Source organism: Aquabacterium humicola, assembly GCF_030167915.1.
GTDB lineage: Bacteria > Pseudomonadota > Gammaproteobacteria > Burkholderiales > Burkholderiaceae_C > Pseudaquabacterium > Pseudaquabacterium humicola.
In genome coordinates this window covers 1-24,013 of the sequence record NZ_JARGNB010000011.1, presented here as the reverse complement: position 1 = coordinate 24,013, position 24,013 = coordinate 1, and the positions used below count along the sequence as shown (strand labels likewise).

The following is a 24,013-nucleotide window of genomic DNA, read 5'->3' as shown; positions in this document are numbered from 1 at the left end:
CTTGGGGGCAACCCGGCATTCTAGCGGAGCGCGCAGCACGCCCCGCCCGGCCTGTTGCCGGGTTGACGCGGGGCATGGGTCGGCAATACTGGCCGGCCGCAACAGGAGGGCACAGCATGGGTTTCGCCAGCGAGTTCAGAGAGTTCGCGATGAAGGGCAACGTCGTCGACCTGGCGGTCGGCGTGATCATCGGCGCGGCGTTCGGCAAGATCGTCGACTCGGTGGTCAAGGACCTGATCATGCCGATCGTCAACATGCTGCTCGGCGGCCAGATCGACTTCTCGAACAAGTACATCGTGCTGTCGGGCACCGTGCCGCCCGGCGCGGCCCTGGCCGAGGCGCAGAAGGCCGGCAACGTGTTCGCGTGGGGCAACTTCGTCACCGTGTCGATCAACTTCGTGATCCTGGCCTTCGTGATCTTCCTGATGGTCAAGCAGATCAACCGGCTCAAGCGCGAGGCGCCGCCGCCGGCACCGGCCGCGCCGCCCGAGGACGTGGTGCTGCTGCGCGAGATCCGCGACGCGCTGAACCGGCGCTGACCCTCGCGCGGCGTCGCCGCGTGCACCGAGCTTGCGCCGCCGCAGTCCCGGGGCGGCGCGGGCACGATATTTGGCCGCATACTTCGGGACGTTGACGACAGCGCCCATGTCGGGCGCCACGGCGGCGAGCCAGCCGCCGCGCCTGCCGGCCTTCATGACATTCACCGCCCCCGCCCGACTGCCTGCCGCCCTCGAAAGCGCCGTCCAACGGGTGCGCATGGCCGCCCGTTCCGCCGCAGAACGCACCGTCGACAGCCTCGGCCTCGCCGCGCTGTCTTCTAACAATGTGTTTCATCGGGACGGCCTGCTCGGCGCGCAGTTCGAGCTCAACCGCAAGCTGGCCATCTTCGCGCTGACCTTCAACGAGACGCTGGACCAGCGGGTCGCGCGCGAAGCCGGCATGCTCGATCCGAACGCCGGACCGACGCCGACGAGCTGGGATGCACTGAGCCTGGTATCCGACCATGAAATCGAGATCCAGCTCTCGGCCGACCGCTTCGCGCTCGAGATCTCGCATGCCTGCGAATGGGAGATCCGCGAGCTCGATGCCTACATGGGCACGTTGCTGAAGCTCGGCGGCGCCGAGCACGAGCGCAACCCGCTGCGCGCCGAGGTGATCGGCCAGGCGATGATCCGCGCCGTCGAGGCCGTGGCCGAACGGCCCGAGACGCGCAAGGTGCTGGGGTCCGAGGTCGGCCGCTCGCTCGCCAACCTGATGCGGCAGACCTACGCGGAGATCGTCGCCGACCTGCGCGCGGCCGGCATCAAGCCGGTCGGCCTGCAGGTGCGGCCGACGCCGAACGATGGCAGCGGCGGCGGCCGCGCCACCGCGCCGGGCAGCCTGCACGGCGATCTGCACGACAGCCGCACGCACGAGCTGTCCGCGTCGGGCCGGCTGTCGCCGCGCGGCGGCCCGGGCAGCGGCTTCGGGCCGAGCACCGGCAGCGGCACCGGCGGTTATGTCGCCGGCCGCGGCACGCCGATGGGCCGCGTCGACGGCGAGATGATGTCGCTGCTGCGACGCCTGTCGTTCAGCGCCGGCGCGGACACCGGCAGCGCCGGCAGCTACGGTCACTACGACAGCGCCGGCGGCATGCCCGGCCAGTCCGGCCTGGGCATGCTGGTCGCGCCGAACATGATCGTCGCGCACCGCGAGGAACTGAGGCAGGCCGCCACCGGCGCGCTCGATCACATGGTGATCGACGTCATCGGCAGCCTGTTCGACCAGATCCTGTCGGACCCGAAGGTGCCGCCGCAGATGGCGCGCCAGATCGCCCGCCTGCAGCTGCCGGTGCTGCGCGCGGCGCTCGGCGATCCCAGCTTCTTCTCGTCGCGCAAGCACCCGGTGCGGCGCTTCATCAACCGCATCGCGTCGCTCGGCACGGCGGTCGACGATTTCGACGGCGACAGCGGCCGCGCGCTGCTGGTGCGGGTGCGCGAGCTGGTGCAGGAGGTCGTCGAAGGCGACTTCGACCAGATCGAGCTGTACGAGCACAAGCTCAACCAGCTCGAGGCCTTCATCGCCGAGCAGGCCAGGGCCGAGATCCACGCGCAGGGCGCGGCCGACGAGCTGCTGGCGAAGAAGGAAGACGAGCTGCGCGTGCAGCAGCGCTTCGCCCAGCAGCTCGACGGCGCGCTGCAGCCGCTGCCCGTGCCGGATTTCCTGCGCGAGTTCCTGGGCCGCACCTGGAGCCGGGTGATCGCGCAGGCCGAGCAGAGCGACGGCGCCGACAGCGCGCTGGCCAAGCGCATGCGCGAGGTCGGCCGCGAGCTGGTGATGAGCGTGCAGCCCAAGGGCGTGCCGGCGCAGCGCCAGGCCTTCCTGCGCATGCTGCCGCAGCTGATGAAGGACCTCAACGCCGGCCTCGACCGCGTGCGCTGCACCGAGGAGCTGCGGCGTGACTTCTTCGCCCAGCTGCTGCCGGCCCATGCCGAGTCCCTGAAGGGCGCTGCGCTGTCGACGCTCGAGCACAACCTGCTGGCCAAGCAGGTCGACGGCGCGTTGGCCACGCCGCTGCCGAGGACAGCCGACCTGCCGGCGGTCAACATCGCGGCGCTGCCGGTGCTCGTCGACGTGGTGTCGAAGTCCGACTTCTCCGCCGCTGAAGCGCAGGCGGTGGGCCTCGTCGACGAAACGGCGGTCGACTGGAACGGCGCGGTCGACATCGACCTCGGCGCGGAGCCGGAGATCACCGCGGTCGATCTCGACATCGACGGCCTGCCGGCGCCGGACAGCATCGAGCCCACCCGGGGCAAGTCGCTGGCCGACAACGTGCAGATCGGCTTTGCGTACCAGATGCACATCGAAGGCAGCTGGCAGAAGGTGAAGCTGCAGCATGTCAGCGCGGCGCGCACCTTCTTCGTCTTCTCGCACGGCGCGAAGCAGCGCAAGACCGTGTCGATGACCTACCGCATGCTCAGCCGCATGTGCGAAACCGGCCGCATGCGGGCCTTCGAAAGTGCCTACCTGCTCGAACGCGCCACCGCCCGCGCGCGCCGCCAGCTGGCCAAGCTGAAGCCGAACTGATCAGCGTGCGGCTGCGCCGCACAGTGCACGCGCCATGCCGATCGCCGCCCGCAGGCTGCCGGCGTCCGCCACGCCGCGGCCGGCGATGTCGAACGCGGTGCCGTGGTCCGGGCTGGTGCGCACGAAGGGCAGGCCCAGCGTCACGTTGACGCCGTCCTCGACGCCGAGGTACTTCACCGGGATCAGCCCGTGGTCGTGCGTCATCGCGACCACCACGTCGAACTCGCCCGGATGGTCCGGCGGCGCATGGCGCGCGCGCATGAACACCGTGTCCGGCGCGAACGGACCGCGTGCATCGATGCCCTCGGCGGCGGCGGCGGCGACTGCCGGGGCGATGAAACGCTGCTCCTCGTCGCCGAAGAGACCGCCCTCGCCCGCATGCGGATTGAGGCCGGCGACCGCGATGCGCGGCCGCGCGAGGCCCCACGCGCGCGCCGCGGCGTGCGTGATGCGCAGGGTCGACAGCACGGCATCGAAATCGAGCAGCTCGAGCGCACGGCGCAGCGCCACGTGAATCGTCACCAGCACGACGCGCAGTTGCGGATTGGCCAGCATCATGCGCACCGGCGGGCCGCCGGCCAGCGCCTGCAGCATCTCGGTGTGGCCCGGGTACGGCACGCCGGCCGCGGCGAGCGCTTCCTTGTGGATCGGCGCGGTCACGATCGCCGCGGCGCGGCCGTCGAGCGCCAGCGCCGCCGCCGCTTCGATGCAGGTCGCCGCGGCGCGCCCCGCCGCGGCATGCACCACGCCCATCGGGGCATCGGCCAGGCCGTCGGGCAGCCCGGGCGGCTGCCAGACCGGCACGCAATCGGGTGGGGTGGGATCGGTCGGCTCGTCCAGTCGCGCCACCGGGAGCAGCAGCCCGCACTGGCGCACCGCGCGCCGCATCACGCCGACGTCGCCGATCACGACGCAGCGGCCCGCGTCGCCGCCGGCGAGCGCGCGCACGATGATCTCCGGGCCGATGCCGGCGGCATCGCCCATGCTGATCGCCAGCAAAGCTGCGGGTCCTGCGGTCATGCCGGGTTGTCGATCTCGATGAACTGGTGCTCGAGCCCGAACTGCGCCGCGACATGCGCGGCCAGGGCCGGCGCCCCGTAGCGTTCGGTCGCGTGGTGGCCGCAGGCCAGGAAGGCGACACCCGTCTCGCGCGCGATGTGCGCCTGCGGCTCGCTGATCTCGCCGGTCAGGTAGGCGTCGGCGCCGGCGGCGATCGCGCCTTCGAAGTAGCCCTGCGCGCCGCCGGTGCACCACGCGATACGGCGCAGCGCACGGCCATCGCCGGGCAGCAGCGTCGGCGTGCGGCCCAGGCGCTGGCCGACCAGCCGCGCCAGGGCCTGCGCATCGGCCACGCCGGCGGCCTCGCCGATGAAGCCCAGGTCCTGCTCGCCGAAGCGCGCGTCGGCGACCAGGCCCAGCTGCAGACCGAGCTGCGCGTTGTTGCCGAGCTCGGCATGGGCATCGAGCGGCAGGTGGTAGGCGAAGAGGTTGATGCCGTGCGCCATCAGCAGCGCGACGCGCTCGCGCAGCCAGCCGACGAGCCGGCCGTCCTGGCCGCGCCAGAACAGGCCGTGGTGCACCAGGATCGCGTCGGCGCCGCGCGCGATCGCCGCGTCGATCAAGGCACGGCTCGCGGTGACGCCGGAGACCAGCGTGCGCACCTCGGCGCGACCCTCGACCTGCAGCCCGTTCGGCCCATAATCCCGGAAGCGGTCGACCGCCAGCAGCGCAGCGAGGTGGCGCTCGAGTTCCTCACGTTGAACCATCGGCTTAGCCTTCACCCTTTCTCGTCGTTCGAGCCCCCGCCGATGCGCAGACTCTGGTTGATTTTCACGCAGGCCGTGACCGTGGCGCTGGCGGTGCTGTTCGTCGTCGTCACGCTGAAGCCGCAATGGCTGCTGCGCAACGATGGCACGCGGCCGCTGCCGGGCGTCGTGTCGCTGCGCACCGCCTCCCCCGCTGCCGCGCCGGTGGTGCCGGGAACGGAGAACTTCAGCGGCTATGCCGGCGCCGCGCGCGCCGCCGCGCCGGCGGTGGTCAGCGTCGTCGCCAGCAAGCCGGGACGCCGCAACCCGCATGCGCAGGACCCGAGCTTCCGCTTCTTCTTCGGCGACCGCGTGCCCGAGCAGGTCGGCTTCGGCTCCGGCGTCATCGTCTCGCCCGAAGGCATCCTGCTGACCAACAACCACGTCATCGAAGGCGCCACCGACATCGAGGTGCGCCTGTCGGACGGCCGCGAGGCGCGCGCCGAGATCGTCGGCACCGATCCCGAGACCGACCTCGCGGTGCTGCGGGTGGCGCTGGACAAGCTGCCGGCGATCACGCTGGGCCGGCTCGACGCGCTGCAGGTCGGCGACGTCGTGCTGGCGATCGGCAACCCCTTCAACGTCGGCCAGACGGTGACCTCGGGCATCGTCAGTGCGCTCGGCCGCCAGGGGCTGGGGCTGTCGACCTTCGAGAGCTTCGTGCAGACCGATGCGGCGATCAACCCGGGCAACTCGGGCGGCGCGCTGGTCGACGTGCGCGGCCACCTCGTCGGCATCAACACCGCCATCTTCTCGCGCTCGGGCGGCAGCATGGGCATCGGCTTCGCGATTCCGGTGGACGTCGCGCAGCAGGTGATGGAAGGACTGCTGCGCGACGGCCAGGTCACGCGCGGCTGGATCGGCGTCGAACCGCGCGACCTGACGCCGGAATTCGCCGAGAACTTCAAGCTGCCGATCCGCGAAGGCGCGCTGATCACCGGCGTGCTGCAGGACGGCCCGGCCAGCAAGGGCGGGGTGCGCCCGGGCGACGTGGTGATCGCCGTCGGCGGCCAGCCGGTGGCCAACACCGCGCAACTGCTGCACCGCGTCGCGGCGCTGAAGCCCGGCAGCGAGGCGGCCATCGCGCTGCAGCGCGGCAGCCAGTCGCTGCAGGTCACGCTGACGGTGGGCCAACGGCCGAAGCAGTCGCAGCCGCGGCGCTGACCGGCGCGGCGCCCGTCAATCCTGCTTCTGCGCTTCGCGCGTCCGCCTTTCGTTGCACTGGCGCGCAACGGTCGCCTTCGGCGACGGCCTGAGGCTTCGCCTCAGGCCTGCTATTGCGCTTCGCGCGTCCGCCTTTCGTTGCGCTGCCGCGCAACGGTCGCCTTCGGCGACGGCCTGAGGCTTCGCCTCAGGCCTGCTTTTGCGCTTCGCGCGTCCGCCTTTCGTTGCGCTGCCGCGCAACGGTCGCCTTCGGCGACGGCCTGAGGCTTCGCCTCAGGCCTGCTTCTCGTCCGGCTCGACCGGCGCCTGCGTGTGGCGCACGAAGAGTCGTGCGGACCAGATGCCCAGCTCGTAGAGCAGGCACATCGGCACCGCCAGCGCCAGCTGCGAGATGACGTCCGGCGGCGTGACGATCGCCGACACGATGAACGCGCCGACGATGAAGTAGCCGCGCACCTTCTTCAGCTGATCGATCGTCACGACGCCGATGCGCACCAGCACGATCACCGCGATGGGCACTTCGAACGCGATGCCGAAGACCAGGAACAGCGTCAGCACGAAGCCGAAGTACTGCTCGATGTCCGGGGCCGCCGTGATGCTGGACGGCGCGAAGGACTGGATGAACGCCGACATCCCGGGCAGGACGATGAAGTAGCAGAAGCCCACGCCGATCAGGAACAGGATCGTGCTGCTGATCACCAGCGGCAGCACCATGCGCTTCTCGTGCGAATACAGGCCCGGCGCCACGAAGGCCCAGACCTGGTACAGCACCACCGGCAGCGCCACCAGCAGGGCCGCCATCAGCGTGATCTTCAGCGGCACCAGGATCGGGGAGATCACGTTGGTCGCGATCAGCGTGGCGCCCTTCGGCAGGTGGGCGACCAGCGGGGCCGCCAGCACGTCGTACAGCGCGCCGGGCCCCGGAAAGAACATCAGCACGCCGAAGCAGACGCCGATCGCGATCAGCGCCTTCACCAGGCGGTCGCGCAGCTCGACGAGGTGCGAGACGAAGGGCTGCTCGGTGCCTTCGAGCTCGTCTTTGGGCGCGGTGTTCATCTATTTCTTCAAGGCCGGCGGGCGGAAGCGCGCGACGCGCGCGGCGCCCGACTGCGCCCGCGTGCGCACACCGCTGCGCTGCTTGTACCAGGCCGGTACCGCGCTGCGCTTGAGGCGCCACTTCTTGTTCGGCCGCTTGTACTGCGGCACCGGGGTGGCCAGCGGCGCGGCGAAGGCATCGCCGGCGTGATCACCGTTGTAAGGCAGGCCATCGGCGCCGTCGATGCCGGTCTGCAACTCGCGCGTGGCGTCGTTGAAGGCCGCGCTGGCCGCGTTCATCTCCTGGTGCACGCTGGCCTCGACATCCCGCGCCGCCGACTCGAACTGCGACTTCATCTTCTGCAGTTCCTCGAGCTCGATCGAGCGGTTCACCTCCGCCTTGACGTCGGCCACGTAGCGCCGTGCCTTGCCGAGCAGGGTGCCGACGGTGCGCGCGACCCGCGGCAGCTTCTCGGGGCCGATGACGATCAGCGCCACGGCGCCGATCAGGGCGAGCTTGTCGAAACCGAAGTCGATCATCGGCGGCGGTCAGGCATCCGATGGATCAGGACTTGTGCTTGGCTTCGACGTCGACGGTGTTCGCGTCGGCCGCCTTGGGGGTCGTGCCGACCTGCTGCTGCGGCGGCGTCGCCGCGTCGGCCGAGGACGTGCCGTCGCGCACGCCGTCCTTGAAGCCCTTGACGGCCGAACCGAGGTCGCTGCCGATGTTCTTGAGCTTCTTGGTGCCGAAGATCAGCACCACCACGACCAGCACGATCAGCCAGTGCCAGATGCTGAAGGATCCCATCACACGCTCCTGAAGACGAATCTGAGGATTCTAGGGGAGCGGATTTGACAGTTCGGTTCCACGGCCAGCCGTGAATTTCGACGCTCGGAGCCCGTCAGCCCTTCAACCAGGGCCGCGGACCGCCCATGACGTGCAGGTGCACGTGCGGCACCTCCTGCAGGCCGTCGCGCCCGGTGTTGATCACGTGGCGGTATCCGTTGGTAACGCCGAGCTCCTTCATCAGCCGCGGCGAGATCGCCATCATCTTGCCCAGCAGCGCCGCGTCGTCCGGGCCGACGTCGACCATGCTGGCGATGTGGCGCTTCGGGATGATCAGGATGTGCACCGGCGCCCACGGGTGGATGTCGTGGAAGGCGAGGATGTCGTCGTCCTCGTAGGCCTTCTTCGACGGGATCTGGCCCGCGACGATCTTGCAGAAGATGCAGTTGGGGTCGGCGTTCATGGCGTTTGCAGCAAGTTCAGACGGGCATCGGCCGGCGATCGTTCAGCGCCAGCCAGCCGCGGATCACGCGGTAGAGGAACCAGATCGAGATGACGATCCACGCGATCCAGCCCGGCACCACCAGCAGCAGCCACAGCGGGATCGTCACGACGTAGGCGATGGCGCTGAAGATCACGCTGCGGATGCGCCAGCGGAAGTGCGATTCCTGCCAGGTGCCCTTGGCGTCGTCCTTCTTCACCAGGTCGAGGATGAAGGCGGCGATCAGCAGCAGGATGCTGCCCTGCGCGCCCGGCAGCACCGCGCCGACCGCGACGATCGCGTGCAGCGCGTAGCTGATGTGGCCGATGGTACGCAGCGACTGGTCGGTCTGGCTGTCGGTGACGGTCAGCGCGGAAGACGGTTGTTCGTTCATCGGGGATCCTCCTGTTGCTCGCGCTGCTGCACGCGGCGCAGCGCGAATTCCTCGAGCCCCGACAGGCCTTCGCGGCGCGCGAGCTCGTTCAGCACGTCGGCCGGCTTCAGGTCGAAGGCGGCCAGCACGATCATCGAATGGAACCACAGGTCGGCGACCTCGTAGACCACCTTCTGCGGCTCGCCGTCCTTGGCGGCCATCACCGTTTCGGTGGCCTCTTCGCCGACCTTCTTCAGCATCGCGTCCAGGCCCCTCGCGAAGAGCCGCGCGACGTAGCTCTTGTCCGGGTCGCCGCCGGCTTCGGGCTTGCGCGACTCGATCACCGCGGCCAGGCGGGCGAGCAGGTCCTGGGACGTCAGGTCGTTCATTTCCGGTAGATGCGTTCGGGGTCCTCGAGCACCGGCTCGACGGTCTGCCAGGTGCGCTGCTCGTCGAGCTTGCGGAAGAAGCAGGAGTGGCGCCCGGTGTGGCAGGCGATGCCCGGCTCGTGGCCGAGCTGCGTCACCTTCAGCAGCACGACGTCGGCATCGCAGTCCAGCCGCATCTCGTGCACCTGCTGGAAGTGGCCGGACTCCTCGCCCTTGTGCCACAGCTTCTGCCGCGAGCGGCTCCAGTACACCGCCTGGCCGATCGCCGAGGTGCGCTCGAGCGCCTCGCGGTTCATGAACGCGAACATCAGCACGTCGCCCGAGGACGCTTCCTGCGCGATGACGGGCACCAGCCCGTCGGCATCCCACTTGATCTCTGCCAGCCAATCCATGCGGTCAGTGTAGGCCAGCGCCGCGGCGCCGAACCGCATCACACCCGCGGCAGCCGCAAGGTGAAGGTCACGCCGCCGTCGCCGTTGCGCGCGGCGATCGTGCCGCCCATCTTCGCCATGTAGGTGCGCGCGACGAAGAGGCCCTGGCCGCGGTGGCCCTCGCCGGAGCGGTCGTCGTCACCGGCCTGGTCCCCCAGGTCGGACACGCCGTACTCGAAGATCTTCTCCAGCATCGCCTCGGGTATCGGCGCGCCCTCGTTCCAGATCTCGACGCGGGCCTCGCGCTCATCGAAACCGAGCCGCAGCGTGATCGTGCTGCCCGGCGTGCGGTGGCGGTCGGCGTTGCGCAGCACGTGCGTCACCACGTCCTCCAGCGAGAACTCGTCGGCGCGCACCAGCACACGCGCGCCGGGCGACTCGTAGCGCAGCCGGTGGATGCCCACCGCGTCGGCATTCGCCGCCACATGGCCGAGGAAGGTCTCGAGGTCGATCGGCGCCAGCTGCAGGGTCGTCGATTCGAAGGCCTCGCTCGGCGAGGCCTGGCCATACAGCACCTGCACCGCCTGCTGCATGCGGCGCAGGTAGCGGTGGCTCGGATCGTCGGGGTCGCCATGCAGCGCCAGCAGCGACTGCAGCGGCGAGACGATCTCGTGCCCCACCGCATGCCACTGGTCCTTCTCCTGCTGCGCGCGGATCTGCTCGCGCTTGAGGTCCTCGTCGACGCGCTGCAGCAGATCCTGCAGGCCGCCCGCCAGCACGCCCAGCTCGTCGCTGCCGCGCAGGTCGGCGACGTCGATGCGCGGCAGCCCGCCGGCCGACTTCATGCCCTGCGAGACGCTGGCCGCGCGCTTGGTCAGCACGGTGATGCGGCGGATGATGCGCAGCTCGATCAGCAGCCAGGCGACCAGCACCGCGGCCAGCATCGCGCCGACGTAACCCGACACCCGCGTGGCGACCGCGGCCAGCGTGCGGTTGACGCTGCGCACGTCGCCGTCGAGCACCAGCTGGTAGCGGCCCAGCGGCGTCGCGATCGCCCCGCGCAGCTGCAGCGGCGCGTCGTAGCCGTCCACCGGCAGCCGGCGCACCAGGCCGTCGATCCAGCGTGCGCGCGGCGCCTCGTCGGCCGCACTGCCGCCGACCAGCGTGACCAGATCCTCGGTGGCCCCCTCGCGGCGGAGCGCCAGGCGCTCGCCCGGCAGCAGCAGCGTGCGCAGGTCGGCCAGCGCGAACGGCGGCTCGGCCCCTTCGCTGTCGCTGTCGAAGAGCGGCGCGCCGTCGCCCGGCGCCAGCACCTGCAGCCGCACGAGGATCTGCGCCAGGTCCGGCGGCGGCCAGACGATGCGCCCCCGGTCGGCCTGGAACAGCGCGTCGCGGAAGACCTCGACCGGCAGGCGGATCGAAAAGAAGGAGCGCTTCGCACAATCACCCGATGGGCTCGCTGCGCTCGCGTGGCCCGAGGGGCTCGCTGCGCTCGCATGGCCCGATGGGCTCGCTGCGCTCGCATGGCCCGATGGGCTCGCTACGCTCGCGTGCCGCGCCGGGTCGGCCGGCTCGTCGATGCAGCGGCCGTCCTGCCACAACCAGCCGCGGAAGTCGCGCACGGTCTTCGTGCCGTGCACGATCGGCACGCCGTCGACATAACCGGTCAGTCGACCGCGCAATCCCGGCGCGCCGGACGGGCCGACGTTCGCCCCATCGGCCAGCGCTTCGAAGGGCGCCACCCAACGCCAGGTCTGGCCGCGCATCGCGACCGAGACGCGCACGCGGTGCGAGGTCGTGAAGTCGAGCTCGCCCGGCAGATGCGGCACCAGCGCGCCGCTGGCGAAGCTGCCCGCCAGGTAGATGAAGCCCCCGGCGAACGGGTTGTTGCCGACCGCCACGCACAGCGTCGCGCCGTCGCGGTACTGCACCAGGCAGCCGGCCATCTCGACCGCCTGCTGCACCTTGGTCTTGTCGTCGAAATCGATCGCCGAGAAGGGCAGCACCAGCGGCCGCAGCGGCCCGCCAACATCGCCCGGCTTGTCCCGGTCCATGCGCGGGTTCAGCAGCGCCAGCTGGCCGGTCGGGTGGCGCAGCCGCGCGACGATCTGCTCCTGGGTCTTCTGCAATCCGGCCTGGTAGTGGCGGTGCGCGAGCTGCTTTTCCTCGACCAGCACGCCCACCGCCATCGCCAGCGTGGCCAGCGCCAGCCCCGCGAACACCGCGCGGAAGAAGATGCGCAGGCGCAGCGGCACGGCGCGCGGCAGCCGCCAGCCCCCGAGACCAGCACGCGGCAGGCGCCACGACCTCACTTCGGGCCGCTCCAGCGGAAGCCGCGCATCGGCACGTTCTCGATGCCGTCGAAGCCGGGCTCGATCTCGCGCAGCGCATCGCGGATCGTGCTGACGTGCTTGCGCACGTTGTCGCGGTTGCGGCCGCTCTTGACCACCTCGAACAGCGCCTCGTAGCTGACGACCTCGCCGCGGCGCTGGTACAGCGTCGCGAGGATGCGCTGCGCCGTCAGCGGCAGGTTCAGGCGCTGGCCACGCCACAGCGGCGTGCTCTGGCGCAGCGGGTCGATCGCCAGCTCGCTGGCGGGGCCCGCCGGCGCGGCGACCGGCGCCCTGTCGCGCACGGCGCGCAGCATCTCGAGCACGGTGTCGATGAAGTCGGCCTCGGAGAAGCTCGTCTTCTGCAGGTAGTCCCAGGCGTCGAGCGCCTTCATGATGCCGCGGTAGATGGCCGCCGGCATCGCCGACACCACCAGCACCGGCGTGCCGTGGTGCAGCCGGTTGATGGTGTTGATCAGCGCGACGCCGGCATGGCGCTCGCGGCCGAGCTCGATGTCCAGCACCACCAGGTCGTAGCGGGTGCGCGCCAGCGCGGCTTCGGCGGCATCGCGGTCGAACCACTGCTCGATGCGCAGGCCCGGCCGCGCGGCCTCGATCCAGCCCTTGAGCTGGTTGCTGGTCGGCTCATCGTCCTCGATCAGCGCCACGATCGGCGCATTCCCGCTGTTCATGGCGCCGGATTGTCGACCGGCCCCGCGCGAGCCGGTGTGAAGCTTTCTTCCGGGGCCGGAAGACAGTCGCCCCGCGCGCCGCTATCGGCTTCCGGGGCCGATTCGAAGAATGGCTTCCGTCGACGCGAACAACCAGCGCGACAACCCACCCACCACCCGGAGCACCACGATGAATCCCCGCCTGAATGCCCTCGCCCAGTTGATGGCCCGGGCCTTCCGTTCCACCACCCTGGCCCTGCGCAGCCGCATGGGCCTGCTGCTCGGCACCGCGGCGATCGCGGTCGGCGGCTACGCGGTAGCGCTGAATCCGCCGCTGCAGACGGTGGAGCGCGGCGAGGTGGTCGTGCGCAGCAACCAGCTCACCGGCAGCGCGAGCCTGCACCACGAAGGCTCGCTGCTGCGCGTGCCCGGCCTGCACGAGCTGCGCCGCTTCTCGCTGCGCGACCAGGTCTACCGGCCGCTCGACAGCGCGAAGGCCGACGGCGACGCGCCGTTCCAGTCGGTCGAAGGCCTGTCGCTGGGCGTCGACCTGACGATCCGCTATGCGCTCGACCCGGCCCGCCTCTTCGCGATGTCGCGCAGCCTGCCCGAGGACATCGGCGGCGAGGTCGTGCGCCCCGCGGTGCAGGGCGTGATCTACAAGACCTTCACCCGCTACACCGTGCGCGAGATCTTCTCGGCCAGGCGCGCCGACATCCAGGCGCAGATCGAAGCCGAGCTGAAGCCGCGGCTGGCCGCCGACGGCATCCTGCTGCGCAGCGTGCAGATGGGCCAGGTCGACCTGCCCACCGAATACCGCCAGGGCATGGACCGGCTGCTCGCGCAGGAGCTGGAGACCGAGAAGATGCGCTACACGCTGGAGCTGAAGGCCAAGCATGTGCAGCAGACCGCGCTCGAAGGCGAGGCCGAGCGCGTGCGCCGCGAGAAGAACGCGCAGGCCGCCGCCACCGAGCAGGTGATCGCCGCGAAGGCGCAGGAAGAGGCGATGAAGCACGTGCTGCCCTTCAAGCAGAAGCAGATCGAGCAGCGCCAGCTCGAGGCCGAAGCCGAGAAGCAGTCGCGCATCCGGGCCGCCGAAGGCGCGGCGCAGGCGCGCCGCATCGAAGCCGCGGGCGAAGCCGAATCCCGCCAGAAGCTGGCCGATGCCGAAGGCTACCGCCTCGACCGCGTCGGCAGGATCGCCAGCGAGCAGATGGCCCGCGACGGCGCGCTGATCAGCAAGCACCCGCTGCTGATCCAGAAGACGCTGGCCGACAAGCTCTCGGACAAGGTGTCGGTGATCATCGCGCCGCCGCCGTCCGACGGCAGCTTCATCGGCTCGGCGCTGATCGGCAAGCTGCCGAAGGGCGTGGCCACGGCCAGCGACGACAACGCAGGGGAACAATGATCATGCTGCTGACCGCACTGGCCACGATGGCCATCGTCACCACCGACCAGACCGCGCTGCGCGCCGCACCGCGCGACTCCGCCGCGCAGCAGGCCGTGCTGTGGCAGGGCGATGCGCTCGAGGTGCGCGGCCGCCGGCTGGACTACCTGCAGGTCTGGGACCACCGCCGCGAGCGCGCCGGCTTCGTGCGTGCAAGCCAGGTGCGCACCACCGAGCTGAAGCCCGCCGAGGCCGACGGCCTGCTCGCGGTGATGCGCTTCGTGCGCGACACGCCCGGCGCGGAAGCGCTGGGCATCGGCTACGCCGCCGCCTACCTGCAGGCGGTGCCGACCGAGAAGCTCGATGCCGAGCCCTTCGACATCATCGGCACGCTGGCCGACCGGCTGGCGCGCCGCGCGGCGCTGAAGCCGGGGCAGGCGGCGTCGGCGACGGTCGCCGCGCACCTGGAGGTCGTGAACCACTATGGCGTGAAGATCGCCGGCACCGAACGCGACGGCGCGCTGCAGCCCTGCTACGACGGCGACGCCTTCCGCCGTGTGCTTGCTCTGCCCGCGACCCCCGAGCAGCGCGCGCGCGCGGCGCTGGGGCTGACGCGCCACGACTGCGTCGATTCCGCGTTGTCACCGGTGCAGCGGCTGCCGCTGGACCAGTGGCGCGCGAACGTGCTCGACCAGGTGAATGCATCGGCCTTCGTCCAGCTGCCCGAGACCACGAAGAACAAGCTGCGGCTGCGCCGCGCCGGCGTGTGGGCGAGCCTGGCCTTCCAGCAGGCGCGCCGCGAGGACGCGCCGGCCGCCGCCGCGGCGGCCCAGCGTGCGATCGCCGAGCTGGCCGCGATCGACAAGGCCGAGCTGAGCGACGAAGACCAGCGCGACTACAACGACGCGGCGATCCGCGTGGGCGCCTCGCGGTGGGCGGCCGAGCCGGTGCCGGCGGCCACCGCCAGCGGGCTGGCCGTGCGAACCGAACCCGGCCAGCCGGGCGAGACCTGCGTCGTGCTGGTCGACACGAAGACGCCCGGCAGCTCGCCGGCCCGCGCGCTCGCCCGCCACTGCACCTTCGGTCTGGTGTGGACCGCATCGGCACGCGCGAACACCCAGGCGGCCGCCTTGACGCTGGCCGTGCAGCCGCTCGACGGCTGGCGCGAGCTCTGGGTGTTCCGCCGCACGCAGGGCACGTGGTCGGTCGACGTGCTGCCGCCGGCCGCGCAAGGCCCCGAGCTCGGTTATGTCGAGTTCGCCGGCTGGGGCCCGGGCATCGATCGCCTGCTGGTGGCGCGCGAGAGCCGGATCGATGGCCGTTTCAAGCGCAGCTTCGAGGTGCTGAAGCTCACGACCCTGCAAATGGAGAAGCAGGCGAGCACCCCGGAGCTGCTGTCGGCGTTCGCCCGCTGGCAGGACCCGGCATGGAAGCGTCAGACGGTGAGCCTGCGCTGACCGGCCCGCGCCGCTCGCAGGCCGCGGCGACGGCCATGGCCGCGGCCACCGGTCCGTCGAGCGACGGCGCCGGGCCGGTGTCGCCCGCGAGCAGGCGGTCGGCCACGGCAGCGAGGCTGCTGAAGCGCTCGAAGCGGCCATCGTCGGCGGCCGGATGGCGGCTGTCGACGATCATCCCCTGGTCCGCCAGCGCCAGCATCGCGCGGTCGTGCGTGCCGGCGCCGACCATCACGATGCGCGCCGCACGCGGCACCTGGTCGCGCAGGTGGCGGATCACGTTGGCCTTGTCGATCGCGTCGGGCTGCGGATGGTCCCCGTGCACGAAGGCCGGGTTCAGGCGCTCCAGGCCGGTGCAGATCTGCGCGCCGAAGGCGATGAAGTGGGCCATCGCGAAATCGGCGAAGACGCGGCGGCGCACGATGTCGGTGGAGACGAAGAAGCCGTCGCTGACCACGCCGACCAGCCAGCCGGCGCGCCGCAGGCGCTTGATCGCCTCGACCGCGTCGCCATGCAGCGGCAGCGCGCGCGCCACGCGTTCGAAGTCGCGCTGGTGCACGAACTTGAAGACGCGCGCGATCGCCTGCCGCTGGCCCGGGCCGTCGGGGGCATTCAGCTCGATGGCCTTGGTCAGTTCCGCCTCGCGTCCGGTCTGGCGCGCGAGCTCGTGCATGAACGAGTGGTCGCTCAAGGGCCCGTCGATCGACAGCAGCGCGATGCGCTCGGCATCGGCCAGGCGCTCGGCCAGCCGCTCGAAGGTGCCGCGCGACTGGCGCTCCAGCTCTTCCAGCTCGAGGAACTGCTCGAACGAGAAGCGGCTGGAGACTTTCGCGCGCTGCATGATCGCGCGGCTGACCTGCTGCGCCATCAGGCTCAGGCGCTCCAGCGGCTGGCTGTCGTGCGCGAGCTCGCCGATGTCGACCTCGGCGATGCGCGCGCCGCACAGGTGCGCGTCGATCAGCAGGCCGACATCGACGCCGTAGTCGTCCTCCAGCGTCAGCGAACGCAGCAGCTTCAGGCTGCCGGCGACGATGCCGCCGAGCGGCTGCGAGTAGATGGCCAGTTCGGGAAAGAACGCGCGCAGCAGCGGCTTGGCGGTCAGCTCGGTGACGCGACCGCCGCTGCGGCCGAAGCGCGCCTTCACGAGATCGGCCGTGTCATCGGCCAGCGGCTGCGTCATGCGCTGCACCAGGTCGGGCCGCAGGCCCGTCAGGTCGCCGTCGAGGAACAGCACCCACGGCGTCTGCACCAGCTCCAGCGCGTCCTGCATCGACGCACCTTTGCCGAGCATCGAGCTGGTCACCACGCGCGCGCCGGCGCCGCGCGCCAGCTCCACGGTGCGGTCCACGGAGCCATCGTCGATGACGATGATCGGCAGCTGCGGCGCCTGTGCGCGCACGGCCTGCACCACCTCGGCGATGCGGCGTTCTTCGTTCAGCGCGGGAATCACGACGGTCAGTGACATGGGCGGCCCCTGGAATCGGAACCGCCACCGGCAACTGCCGTGCCCGTTTGCAGGCTGTGACTAGAGGGTATCGAGGTAAGAGAACGTGCCCGCGTCGAACACCTCGCGCGCCGCGCGCTGGAAGCCCGACATCGCCGCGCGGTACAGCGAGGTGGCCAGGCTGATGCGGCGCACGCCGGCGGCTTCGAGCTCCGCGACGCTGAAGGATTTGCCCTTGATGCCGACCATGAAGTTGACCGGCTTGCCCTCCAGCGCGGTGCACACCGTGCGCACCGCGTCCAGCGTCGGCAGGCCGGGCGCGAACAGCACGTCGGCGCCGGCCGCTGCAAAGGCCTGCAGGCGGCGGATGGTGTCGTCGAGGTCGGGATTGCCGCGCAGGAAGTTCTCGCAGCGCGCGGTCAGCACGAAGGGCGCCGGCAGCGCGCGTGCGGCCTGCGCGGCGGCGGCGATGCGCTCGACCGCGTGCTCGAACGAATACAGTGGCCGCTCCGGATCGCCGCTAGCGTCTTCGATCGAACCGCCCGCGAGGCCGACGCCCGCGGCGAGCCGGATCGTCTCGGCGACATGCGCCGGGTCGGCACCGAAGCCGTTCTCCAGGTCGGCGGCCACCGGGATGTCCACCGCCTCGACGATCGCCTTCGCATGGGCCAGCGATTCGTCGCGGGTGATCTGGCCGTCGCGGCGGCCCAGCACCATCGCGGCATTGCCGCTGGACGTGGCGAGCGCGTGGAAGCCGATCTTCTCGAGCGCCTTCGCCGAGCCGGCGTCCCAGGGATTCGGAACGACGAAGACGGGGCCCTGGTGCAGCGCGCGGAAGCGGCCGGCCTGGTCCTGCGGGGTGTCCTGCGGGGTGCTGTTGCTCATGGCTCTCCTCATGGGTTCTTCGTGCGGCGCAGTATCGCCGTCGTGTTTTCACCCAGCGCAGACGAGGACTTGTCGCCGAGCCGCGCCCGCAGCGCCTCGCGCAGCAGGTATTCGACCTGCGCGTTGGCGCTGCGCAGCTCGCCGGCGGCGAGGCGCTCGATCTCGGCCCACAGCGCCGGATCGATGCGCAGCAGGAAGGACTTCTTGCCCGGGCTGGCCATCGGCGGATCGCGGCGTCTACAGGTCCAGCGAGCGCCAGCGCGCCTTCGCTTCCGGCGGCAGGTCGGCATTGAGGCCGCGGCGGCCGAAGGCGGCGACGATCAGCAGCGCGAGCCCTGCCCCGCTGCCGAGCCAGCCCGCCAGCGCGCGCTCGCCCCGCCAGGCCAGCACGCCGGCCAGCACCAGCAGCAGCACGCAGAAGATCAGCAGCAGGGGACGAAGCGCCATGTCGACCTCCCTGTCGAAAACACCGAACCGACGACCTCAGTTGTACAGGGTGCCGGTGTTGACGACCGGCGTCGCGTCGTGGTCCGAGCACAGCACGACCAGCAGGTTGCTGACCATCGCCGCCTTGCGCTCGTCGTCGAGCGAGACGAGGCCCCGGCTCTCCAGCCCCTTCAGCGCGTGCTCGACCATCTCGACCGCGCCCTGCACGATCTTGGTCCGCGCGGCAACGACGGCTTCCGCCTGCTGCCGCCGCAGCATGGTGCCGGCGATCTCCGGCGCATAGGCCAGGTGCGTCAGCTTCGCGTCGACCACCACGATGCCGGCCTGCGCGAAGCGTTCGCCCAGCTCGTTGCGCAGCGCGGCGCTGACCTCGTCGGTCGCCGAACGCAGCGTGATCTCGGCGGCCAGCGCCTCGCCATGTTCGTCGACCTGCAGGTTGTCGTAGGCATAGCGCGAGGCCAGGTGGCGCACCGCGGCCTCGGCCTGCGTCAGCACATAACCTTCATAGTCCTCGACATCGAAGACCGCGCGCGCGGTGTCGTCGATGCGCCAGACGATGGCCGCGGCAATCTCGATCGGGTTGCCGCGCAGGTCGTTGACCTTCAGCTTCTCGCTGTTGAAGTTGCGCGCGCGCACGCTCAGCTTGGTCTTCGAATAGAACGGGTTGGCCCAGCGCAGGCCTTCCGAGCGGTCGGTGCCGCGGTAGCTGCCGAAGAACATCAGCAGCGCCGCCTGGTTCGGCTGCAGCATGTACAGCCCGGCCCAGCACCACGCGGCGGCCAGGAACAGCAGCACCGCGATGCCCACCGAGCTCGGTGCCGGCCGCGCCGCGACCAGCCAGATGCCCGCGGCCACCGCCAGCAGCCCGAGCGCGATGTTGAGAAAGCCGTTCTGCGATCGGGCCCCGGATTCCTGCGCTGCCTGCCTGGCCATGGTCTGTTTCCTCGCTGCTTTCAAAGTGATATCACTCTAATAGCCAACGGGATGCGCCGTCAAGTGCGGCAGGAAGGTCCTGTCGAAGTCAGTCCAGTGACCGGCTCAGGCGTTGCCGGCGACGTCCAGCGCGCCGTCGTGGCCGCGCTCGGCGGCGAACCAGCGCAGCACCGGGAAGGTGCCCGGCAGCACCGGCTGCACGTTCACCGGCAGCGTGCACCAGGCCATCTGCTGGCCCTCGCGCATCTCGAAGTCGCCGTGCCAGTGGAAGACCTTGCAGAAGTGCAGCCGCACCAGCGCGTGCGGGTAGTCGACGATCTCCTCGCGCCACGGGAACACGTCGTCGACGACGATGCCGAGCTCCTCGTGCAGCTCGCGCCGGAGCGCCTCGTCCACCGTCTCGCCCGGCTCGAACTTGCCGCCGGGGAATTCCCAGTAGCCGGCGTAGACCTTGCCCTCGGGGCGCGAGGTCAGCAGGAAGCGGCCTTCGCCGCCGGTGTCGTCGCGTTCGACGAGCACGCCGACCGCGACGTCGACCAGCGCGCGCGATGCGCGGCGCGCGGCGGTCTCGGCATCGTCCGAGCCGTCGGCGACGGTGGCCGCCCGCACCGGATCAGACACGGTCGAGTCCCTCGGGTGCCGCGTCGTCCTCGTCACGCGCTGCCGGCGCCGGGGCGTCGTCGCCGCTGTGGTCCCGCCCCGCCCAGTCGCGCGCGAACTGGTAGGCCACGCGCCCCGATCGCGAGCCGCGCTCCAGTGCCCACACCAGCGAGGGCTGCTTCGCCGAGGCGATCGCCGGTTCGCTGACGCCGAAATGACGCAGCCATTGCGCGACGATCACCAGGTATTCGGGCTGGCTGAACGGGTAGAAGCTGATCCACAGCCCGAAGCGCTCGGACAGCGAGATCTTCTCCTCGACCACCTCGCCCGGATGCACCTCGCCGTCGTCGGTGTGGGTGTAGGTGAGGTTCTCCTTCATGTACTCGGGCAGCAGGTGACGGCGGTTGCTGGTCGCGTAGACCAGCACGTTGTCGCCGGCTGCGGAGATCGAGCCGTCGAGGATCGACTTCAGCGCCTTGTAGCCCGCCTCGCCCTCGTCGAAGCTCAGGTCGTCGCAGAAGATGACGAAACGCTCGTCACGGCCGGCGACCAGGTCCACCAGGTCCGGCAGGTCGATCAGGTCGGCCTTGTCCACCTCGATCAGCCGCAGCCCCTGGGGCGCGTACTCGTTCAGGCAGGCCTTGATCAGCGAGCTCTTGCCCGTGCCGCGCGCCCCGGTCAGCAGCACGTTGTTCGCCGGCTGCCCGGCGACGAACTGCGCGGTATTGCGCACCAGCCGCTCCTTCTGCCCGTCGACCTCCTTCAGGTCGGCCAACGCGATGCGCGCGACGTTGGCCACCGGCTGCAGCCAGCCCGAGGCGCCGCGCTTGCGGTAGCGGAAGGCGATCGACGCCGACCAGTCGGGCGCGGCGAGCGGATGCGGCAGGACGGCTTCGAGGCGGGTCAGCAGGTGCTCGGCGCGCTGCACCAGGCTGTCGAGGGAGGACGGGCTCATCGGGAAAGTGTACGAGCCGTCACCGGTCGGGCCGGGCGGCGGTGACGCCGGTCACAGGCCGTCGCCGGCGCGAAGCCGATACTGCGCGCTCTTCAGAACAGAAGACCGACCCCAGGGAGCGAACGATGAACGATGTGCCGGATACGACGCCCGGTGCGATGCTGCGCCGGTGCGGAACCCTGATGCTGGCCTGCGGCGTGATCGCGCTGGCCGGTTGCGGGGGCGGCGGCGGCGGCGACGCCCCGCCCCCACCGCCGCCGCCAGCGCCCGATGTGAGCGTCAGTGGCTGGGTGGGCGAGCGCAGTGCGTGGGCGCAGACGTCGATCCGGCTGAGCTGTGCCGACGGCAGCGAACGCAGCACGATCTCGACCACAGAGGGCCGCTATGCGCTCACGTTGCCGGGCGCGGCACTGCCTTGCCTCGTGCAAGCCCAGTCCTCGGACGGCAGGACGTTGTGGTCGGCGGCCGCCGGCGCCGGCACGGCCAACGTCACGCCGCTCAGCGATGCGATCGTTGCGCGGACGCTGCGCCAACCGACCGGCAGCCTGTACGCGGATGCCGGCTTCGCGCGGCGCCTCTCGGCCCCGGCCATCGCCGCCGCGCATGCGGACCTGCTCGCCAGCGTCGGCGGCGCCACGCTGGGCACGGAGGCGCATCCGATCACGACTGCCGTGTCCGGCGCCGTGGCCACCGACCCGCTGGTGCTGGCCAACGGTCGACTCCAGGACGACCTGTCGAACAAGGGCGTCAGCGCACCGCTGTTGTCGCACGCGTTGGCGCGCCGCGACCGCCCCACCGACATCCGCGCAGCCCTGGCGGCCGGCAGTGCCCGGGCTGCGTTGGGCCTGCCCACGGTCCAGGGGGTCGGCGCCGTCGAACCGCAGGCCGTGCGCGGCCGCTTCTATTGGCTGCAAGGAACCCCGGCGGCGCTGTTCGCGCTGAGCACCGACCTCACCTTCGCCAGCCGCGATGGCGCGCGGACCTGGGAGCCGATGCCGCGGCTGCTATATGCCACCCAGCGCTTCAAGGGCAGGCTGTGGGGACTGGGCCCGGACGGCCTGCGGGCCAGCGTCGACGACGGCCGCACCTGGGGACTGGCGGTCGAAGGGTCGGCGCTCGGGCTTCCGCAGCCGGTCGGCTTCGGCCTCGACCTGAGCGCAGACGGCCGGCTGTGGTTGAAGCGTCGCTGCAGCCACCCCTGCGAGACGCCGCTGCCGACGCTCGTCACCTCGGACGGCATCGGGTGGAGCGAGACGCAGGAGCTGTTCGGTGCCGTCGACTGGCCGACGGGCGAGCCGCCGTCGCGCACCTACACGCTGGTCGACTGGAATGTCGTGCGCACCTGCGTCGGCACGCAATGCACGGAATCGCCCGCGCTCGATTGGCAGATCTCCATGCTGCTCCCGCTGAACGGCAGCAGCGAGGTGGTGGCCCGCGGCCTGACCTCTCCGGGCGTCCAGGCGCCGCTGGCCCTGAGCGCGGAGGGGGCCCAATGGCGCCCTCTCGCGAACATTCCGTTCAACCGCATGGTCCGCGTCTCGCCCACCCGGCTCGTCGTGCGGCATGCGGAGGTCGATCAGTCGCCCTTCGCATCGGACGACAACGGGCAGCACTGGGCCGAGGCGCCGATCACGCCGGGCAGCGACTGGCGGCCTGCCGGCGCCGACACGCGCCTGCGCGGGTCCTGGCCGGGATCGCTGGAGATGAGCGTCGACGCCGGCGCGCAGTGGCTGAGCGTGCCCGACGCCGACAGCCGGGCCGCCTGGGTGCACTCCCCCGGCGGGGCGATCCTGCGCTGGCAGAACGACGAGCGCCGCAGCCTGCTGCTCAGCACCGACGGCGGCCGGACCTGGACCGAGAGTCTGCGGCTGGCCGGTGACACGTTCGGGCAGGCGCTTGGCTGGCTGGGCGATCGTTTCGGCGTCGGCGACAGCACCGGCGCCCTGCGCACGAGCCGCGACGGGCGCGAATGGGTGCGCGTCAATGCACCGCCGATCAGCGGCTCGATGAATGCCGTGGCCGGCACGCCCAGCTACTGGACGCTGCAAACCGTGGAGCTTGTCTGCTGCTTCACCGGCAAGGTCGAACTCTGGCAGAGCGCCGATCAGGGACGGACCTGGACGGCCGCGCCGGAACCGGTGAAACGGACGGGCGCAGCGCTGTCGTGCAATGGCGCGCTGTACGCCAGCCGGCAGGACCCCGCGATGTACGGCGAGAGCGCCAGCGAACTGTGGATCCGGGAGGCGTCCGCGTCGGCCTGGCGCCATATCGTTGTCCCGGCCGTGATCCAGCGCTTGCGGTGCGAGCGGGACGCGCTGCACCTGATGCCCGCCGACGCGCGCGACCACGGCGAACTGGTGTCTGCCGACCACGGTGCCACCTGGACGCCGATCGGACGCCCGTCCACGCTGACCAGCTTCGACGGCGCGCGATGGTGGTCGGTCGGTCGCTCCAGCATCACGCTCTGGCCCCAATGAGGTTCGCTTCGACCGGGGTATTCAAGGATCGTTAAGCCACCGTCAAGGCGTTAAGCTGGTGGCCATGAACCTGCTGCTCGCCGAAGACGACGCCATCCTGGCGGACGCGCTCACCGCGCAGCTGCAGCAGGCCGGCTTTTGTGTGGAGCACGCGCCGAACGGCGCGGTCGCCGAGTACCTGATGCAGAAGCGCGACTACGACGCCGCGGTGCTGGACATCGGGCTGCCGATGGTCGACGGGCTGACGGTGCTGAAGCACGTGCGCAAGGACAAGCCCGCGCTGCCGGTGCTGGTGCTGACCGCGCTGGACGGGCTGGACGACCGCGTCGCCGGCTTGAACGCCGGCGCCGACGACTACCTGACCAAGCCCTTCGATTTCCCCGAGCTCGAAGCGCGCCTGCGCGCGCTGCTGCGCCGCACACGCGCGCAACCGGCGCCGACACCCCCCGCCGACATGGGCCGCCTCGCGTTCGACCGCGACGCGCGCCGCGCCAGCATCGATGGCCAGTTGCTGGAGCTGTCGCCGCGCGAATGGGAACTGCTGGACCTGCTGCTGTCCCAGCGCAACAAGGTGGTGCAGAAGGAGCAGATCACCGCGGCCTGGGCCGCCGCTGATCGAACGGGGGGCGGCGCCGCCGGCGAGGGGACGGCCGCACCCGGGATGATCGAGGTCTACATCCACCGTCTGCGCCGCAAGCTCGAAGGATCGGGACTCGTGATCCGCACCGTGCGCGGGCTGGGCTACCTGCTCGAGCCCGAGGCGGCGGGGCGTTGAGGTGGCCCGCGGCAGCGCGCAGATGGGCGTGCGCCCCGACTGCGGCCGACTGACGCGTCTCGGCCCGTTGCGGTCATTCGATGTCGAGCCGCTGGACGTTCCGAAAGCGGAGCGCCCGAGCGGCTCGGGCTGCGGGCACAGCGGGCCGAGTCCGGCGGTCGGCCCCGGGGGGGCCGACTCCGCT

Annotated in this window: 25 protein-coding genes; 7 read left to right on the top strand and 18 right to left on the bottom strand. The window is 71.0% G+C overall.

What is annotated here, in order from left to right:
- Positions 1–116 precede the first annotated feature (116 nt).
- Together mscL and P1K89_RS30305 are read left to right on the top strand one after the other, a co-directional pair.
- The gene (mscL, locus tag P1K89_RS30310) at positions 117–539 is read left to right on the top strand and encodes a large conductance mechanosensitive channel protein MscL (protein WP_284620286.1); all 423 of its coding nucleotides are present in this window, start codon (positions 117–119) and stop codon (positions 537–539) included.
- A gap of 106 nt (positions 540–645) precedes the next feature.
- Positions 646–3,066, top strand: coding sequence for a DUF1631 family protein (locus P1K89_RS30305; RefSeq protein ID WP_350082453.1), 2,421 nt, complete (start codon positions 646–648; stop codon positions 3,064–3,066).
- On the opposite strand, the gene pdxA is transcribed toward P1K89_RS30305, so the two are convergent.
- Complete coding sequence (gene pdxA / locus P1K89_RS30300; protein ID WP_284620284.1) at positions 3,067–4,086, bottom strand: 4-hydroxythreonine-4-phosphate dehydrogenase PdxA; 1,020 nt, start codon at positions 4,084–4,086, stop codon at positions 3,067–3,069.
- Positions 4,083–4,832 carry a Nif3-like dinuclear metal center hexameric protein gene (locus tag P1K89_RS30295; RefSeq protein WP_284620283.1) on the bottom strand — a complete coding sequence of 250 codons (750 nt, stop codon included), beginning with the start codon at positions 4,830–4,832 and terminating at the stop codon, positions 4,083–4,085. The genes pdxA and P1K89_RS30295 overlap by 4 nt, the downstream gene beginning before the upstream one ends.
- Positions 4,833–4,874: 42 nt before the next feature.
- Here P1K89_RS30295 and P1K89_RS30290 point away from each other — a divergent pair, with 42 nt between their 5' ends.
- The gene (locus P1K89_RS30290; RefSeq protein WP_284620282.1) at positions 4,875–6,035 is read left to right on the top strand and encodes a S1C family serine protease; all 1,161 of its coding nucleotides are present in this window, start codon (positions 4,875–4,877) and stop codon (positions 6,033–6,035) included.
- 273 nt (positions 6,036–6,308) lie between these two features.
- On the opposite strand, the gene tatC is transcribed toward P1K89_RS30290, so the two are convergent.
- The 9 genes from tatC to P1K89_RS30245 form a co-directional block, all read right to left on the bottom strand.
- A complete protein-coding gene (gene tatC, locus P1K89_RS30285; RefSeq protein WP_284620281.1) occupies positions 6,309–7,091 on the bottom strand; it encodes a twin-arginine translocase subunit TatC in 783 nt (260 codons plus the stop codon).
- Positions 7,092–7,610, bottom strand: a complete 519-nt coding sequence (gene tatB / locus P1K89_RS30280; protein WP_284620280.1) for a Sec-independent protein translocase protein TatB — start codon at positions 7,608–7,610, stop codon at positions 7,092–7,094. It lies immediately after the preceding gene.
- 25 nt (positions 7,611–7,635) lie between these two features.
- Positions 7,636–7,878, bottom strand: a complete 243-nt coding sequence (gene tatA / locus P1K89_RS30275) for a Sec-independent protein translocase subunit TatA (RefSeq protein WP_284620279.1) — start codon at positions 7,876–7,878, stop codon at positions 7,636–7,638.
- Positions 7,879–7,972: 94 nt separating this feature from the next.
- The gene (locus tag P1K89_RS30270) at positions 7,973–8,320 is read right to left on the bottom strand and encodes a histidine triad nucleotide-binding protein (protein WP_284620278.1); all 348 of its coding nucleotides are present in this window, start codon (positions 8,318–8,320) and stop codon (positions 7,973–7,975) included.
- A 16-nt stretch (positions 8,321–8,336) separates the two neighbouring features.
- Positions 8,337–8,732 carry a DUF4870 family protein gene (locus P1K89_RS30265; RefSeq protein WP_284620277.1) on the bottom strand — a complete coding sequence of 132 codons (396 nt, stop codon included), beginning with the start codon at positions 8,730–8,732 and terminating at the stop codon, positions 8,337–8,339.
- Entirely contained in the window at positions 8,729–9,100 is a 372-nt protein-coding gene (locus tag P1K89_RS30260; RefSeq protein WP_284620276.1) for a phosphoribosyl-ATP diphosphatase, read from the bottom strand. Before P1K89_RS30260 ends, P1K89_RS30265 begins: the two co-directional genes overlap by 4 nt.
- Complete coding sequence (gene hisI, locus P1K89_RS30255) at positions 9,097–9,492, bottom strand: phosphoribosyl-AMP cyclohydrolase (protein WP_284620275.1); 396 nt, start codon at positions 9,490–9,492, stop codon at positions 9,097–9,099. Before hisI ends, P1K89_RS30260 begins: the two co-directional genes overlap by 4 nt.
- 38 nt (positions 9,493–9,530) lie before the next feature.
- Positions 9,531–11,783, bottom strand: coding sequence for a sensor histidine kinase (locus tag P1K89_RS30250; protein ID WP_284620274.1), 2,253 nt, complete (start codon positions 11,781–11,783; stop codon positions 9,531–9,533).
- Positions 11,780–12,493, bottom strand: a complete 714-nt coding sequence (locus P1K89_RS30245) for a response regulator transcription factor (protein WP_284620273.1) — start codon at positions 12,491–12,493, stop codon at positions 11,780–11,782. The genes P1K89_RS30250 and P1K89_RS30245 overlap by 4 nt, the downstream gene beginning before the upstream one ends.
- A gap of 169 nt (positions 12,494–12,662) precedes the next feature.
- On the opposite strand from P1K89_RS30245, the gene P1K89_RS30240 reads away from it, so the two are divergent.
- Complete coding sequence (locus P1K89_RS30240; protein ID WP_284620272.1) at positions 12,663–13,880, top strand: SPFH domain-containing protein; 1,218 nt, start codon at positions 12,663–12,665, stop codon at positions 13,878–13,880.
- A gap of 2 nt (positions 13,881–13,882) precedes the next feature.
- A complete protein-coding gene (locus P1K89_RS30235; protein ID WP_439898058.1) occupies positions 13,883–15,316 on the top strand; it encodes an SH3 domain-containing protein in 1,434 nt (477 codons plus the stop codon).
- Here P1K89_RS30235 and P1K89_RS30230 read toward each other — a convergent pair.
- The 7 genes from P1K89_RS30230 to P1K89_RS30200 form a co-directional block, all read right to left on the bottom strand.
- Positions 15,210–16,778: a glycosyltransferase gene (locus P1K89_RS30230; protein WP_284620270.1), complete on the bottom strand. Its 1,569-nt coding sequence runs from the start codon at positions 16,776–16,778 to the stop codon at positions 15,210–15,212. The genes P1K89_RS30235 and P1K89_RS30230 overlap by 107 nt on opposite strands.
- Positions 16,779–16,838: 60 nt before the next feature.
- Positions 16,839–17,642: an isocitrate lyase/PEP mutase family protein gene (locus tag P1K89_RS30225; RefSeq protein ID WP_284620269.1), complete on the bottom strand. Its 804-nt coding sequence runs from the start codon at positions 17,640–17,642 to the stop codon at positions 16,839–16,841.
- Between the two features lie 8 nt (positions 17,643–17,650).
- Positions 17,651–17,863 carry a type II toxin-antitoxin system antitoxin gene (locus P1K89_RS30220; RefSeq protein WP_284620268.1) on the bottom strand — a complete coding sequence of 71 codons (213 nt, stop codon included), beginning with the start codon at positions 17,861–17,863 and terminating at the stop codon, positions 17,651–17,653.
- Positions 17,864–17,879: 16 nt separating this feature from the next.
- Positions 17,880–18,089: a hypothetical protein gene (locus tag P1K89_RS30215; protein ID WP_284620267.1), complete on the bottom strand. Its 210-nt coding sequence runs from the start codon at positions 18,087–18,089 to the stop codon at positions 17,880–17,882.
- Positions 18,090–18,125: 36 nt separating this feature from the next.
- Positions 18,126–19,022, bottom strand: a complete 897-nt coding sequence (locus tag P1K89_RS30210) for an SPFH domain-containing protein (RefSeq protein WP_284620266.1) — start codon at positions 19,020–19,022, stop codon at positions 18,126–18,128.
- Positions 19,023–19,127: 105 nt separating this feature from the next.
- Positions 19,128–19,562 (bottom strand): NUDIX domain-containing protein, encoded by a 435-nt coding sequence (locus P1K89_RS30205; RefSeq protein WP_284620389.1) that lies wholly within the window; start codon positions 19,560–19,562, stop codon positions 19,128–19,130.
- Between the two features lie 73 nt (positions 19,563–19,635).
- Positions 19,636–20,577 (bottom strand): ATP-binding protein, encoded by a 942-nt coding sequence (locus tag P1K89_RS30200; protein WP_284620265.1) that lies wholly within the window; start codon positions 20,575–20,577, stop codon positions 19,636–19,638.
- Positions 20,578–20,702: 125 nt separating this feature from the next.
- Here P1K89_RS30200 and P1K89_RS30195 point away from each other — a divergent pair, with 125 nt between their 5' ends.
- Complete coding sequence (locus P1K89_RS30195; RefSeq protein ID WP_284620264.1) at positions 20,703–23,054, top strand: WD40/YVTN/BNR-like repeat-containing protein; 2,352 nt, start codon at positions 20,703–20,705, stop codon at positions 23,052–23,054.
- 64 nt (positions 23,055–23,118) lie between these two features.
- Positions 23,119–23,829, top strand: coding sequence for a response regulator transcription factor (locus P1K89_RS30190; protein ID WP_284620263.1), 711 nt, complete (start codon positions 23,119–23,121; stop codon positions 23,827–23,829).
- The last annotated feature ends 184 nt before the right edge of the window (positions 23,830–24,013 follow it).

What these genes read in the sequence shown, in the direction of transcription:
- P1K89_RS30230 (WP_284620270.1), bottom strand. Translation starts at nt 16,778, where the DNA reads ATGTCACTGACCGTCGTGATTCCCGCGCTGAACGAAGAACGCCGCATC.
- mscL (WP_284620286.1), top strand. Translation starts at nt 117, where the DNA reads ATGGGTTTCGCCAGCGAGTTCAGAGAGTTCGCGATGAAGGGCAACGTC.
- P1K89_RS30265 (WP_284620277.1), bottom strand. Translation starts at nt 8,732, where the DNA reads ATGAACGAACAACCGTCTTCCGCGCTGACCGTCACCGACAGCCAGACC.
- P1K89_RS30190 (WP_284620263.1), top strand. Translation starts at nt 23,119, where the DNA reads ATGAACCTGCTGCTCGCCGAAGACGACGCCATCCTGGCGGACGCGCTC.
- P1K89_RS30195 (WP_284620264.1), top strand. Translation starts at nt 20,703, where the DNA reads ATGAACGATGTGCCGGATACGACGCCCGGTGCGATGCTGCGCCGGTGC.
- P1K89_RS30200 (WP_284620265.1), bottom strand. Translation starts at nt 20,577, where the DNA reads ATGAGCCCGTCCTCCCTCGACAGCCTGGTGCAGCGCGCCGAGCACCTG.
- P1K89_RS30220 (WP_284620268.1), bottom strand. Translation starts at nt 17,863, where the DNA reads ATGGCCAGCCCGGGCAAGAAGTCCTTCCTGCTGCGCATCGATCCGGCG.
- tatC (WP_284620281.1), bottom strand. Translation starts at nt 7,091, where the DNA reads ATGAACACCGCGCCCAAAGACGAGCTCGAAGGCACCGAGCAGCCCTTC.
- tatB (WP_284620280.1), bottom strand. Translation starts at nt 7,610, where the DNA reads ATGATCGACTTCGGTTTCGACAAGCTCGCCCTGATCGGCGCCGTGGCG.
- P1K89_RS30270 (WP_284620278.1), bottom strand. Translation starts at nt 8,320, where the DNA reads ATGAACGCCGACCCCAACTGCATCTTCTGCAAGATCGTCGCGGGCCAG.
- P1K89_RS30225 (WP_284620269.1), bottom strand. Translation starts at nt 17,642, where the DNA reads ATGAGCAACAGCACCCCGCAGGACACCCCGCAGGACCAGGCCGGCCGC.
- P1K89_RS30290 (WP_284620282.1), top strand. Translation starts at nt 4,875, where the DNA reads ATGCGCAGACTCTGGTTGATTTTCACGCAGGCCGTGACCGTGGCGCTG.
- P1K89_RS30235 (WP_439898058.1), top strand. Translation starts at nt 13,883, where the DNA reads ATGCTGCTGACCGCACTGGCCACGATGGCCATCGTCACCACCGACCAG.
- pdxA (WP_284620284.1), bottom strand. Translation starts at nt 4,086, where the DNA reads ATGACCGCAGGACCCGCAGCTTTGCTGGCGATCAGCATGGGCGATGCC.
- hisI (WP_284620275.1), bottom strand. Translation starts at nt 9,492, where the DNA reads ATGGATTGGCTGGCAGAGATCAAGTGGGATGCCGACGGGCTGGTGCCC.
- P1K89_RS30210 (WP_284620266.1), bottom strand. Translation starts at nt 19,022, where the DNA reads ATGGCCAGGCAGGCAGCGCAGGAATCCGGGGCCCGATCGCAGAACGGC.
- P1K89_RS30295 (WP_284620283.1), bottom strand. Translation starts at nt 4,832, where the DNA reads ATGGTTCAACGTGAGGAACTCGAGCGCCACCTCGCTGCGCTGCTGGCG.
- P1K89_RS30215 (WP_284620267.1), bottom strand. Translation starts at nt 18,089, where the DNA reads ATGGCGCTTCGTCCCCTGCTGCTGATCTTCTGCGTGCTGCTGCTGGTG.
- P1K89_RS30240 (WP_284620272.1), top strand. Translation starts at nt 12,663, where the DNA reads ATGAATCCCCGCCTGAATGCCCTCGCCCAGTTGATGGCCCGGGCCTTC.
- P1K89_RS30260 (WP_284620276.1), bottom strand. Translation starts at nt 9,100, where the DNA reads ATGAACGACCTGACGTCCCAGGACCTGCTCGCCCGCCTGGCCGCGGTG.
- P1K89_RS30245 (WP_284620273.1), bottom strand. Translation starts at nt 12,493, where the DNA reads ATGAACAGCGGGAATGCGCCGATCGTGGCGCTGATCGAGGACGATGAG.
- P1K89_RS30305 (WP_350082453.1), top strand. Translation starts at nt 646, where the DNA reads ATGTCGGGCGCCACGGCGGCGAGCCAGCCGCCGCGCCTGCCGGCCTTC.
- tatA (WP_284620279.1), bottom strand. Translation starts at nt 7,878, where the DNA reads ATGGGATCCTTCAGCATCTGGCACTGGCTGATCGTGCTGGTCGTGGTG.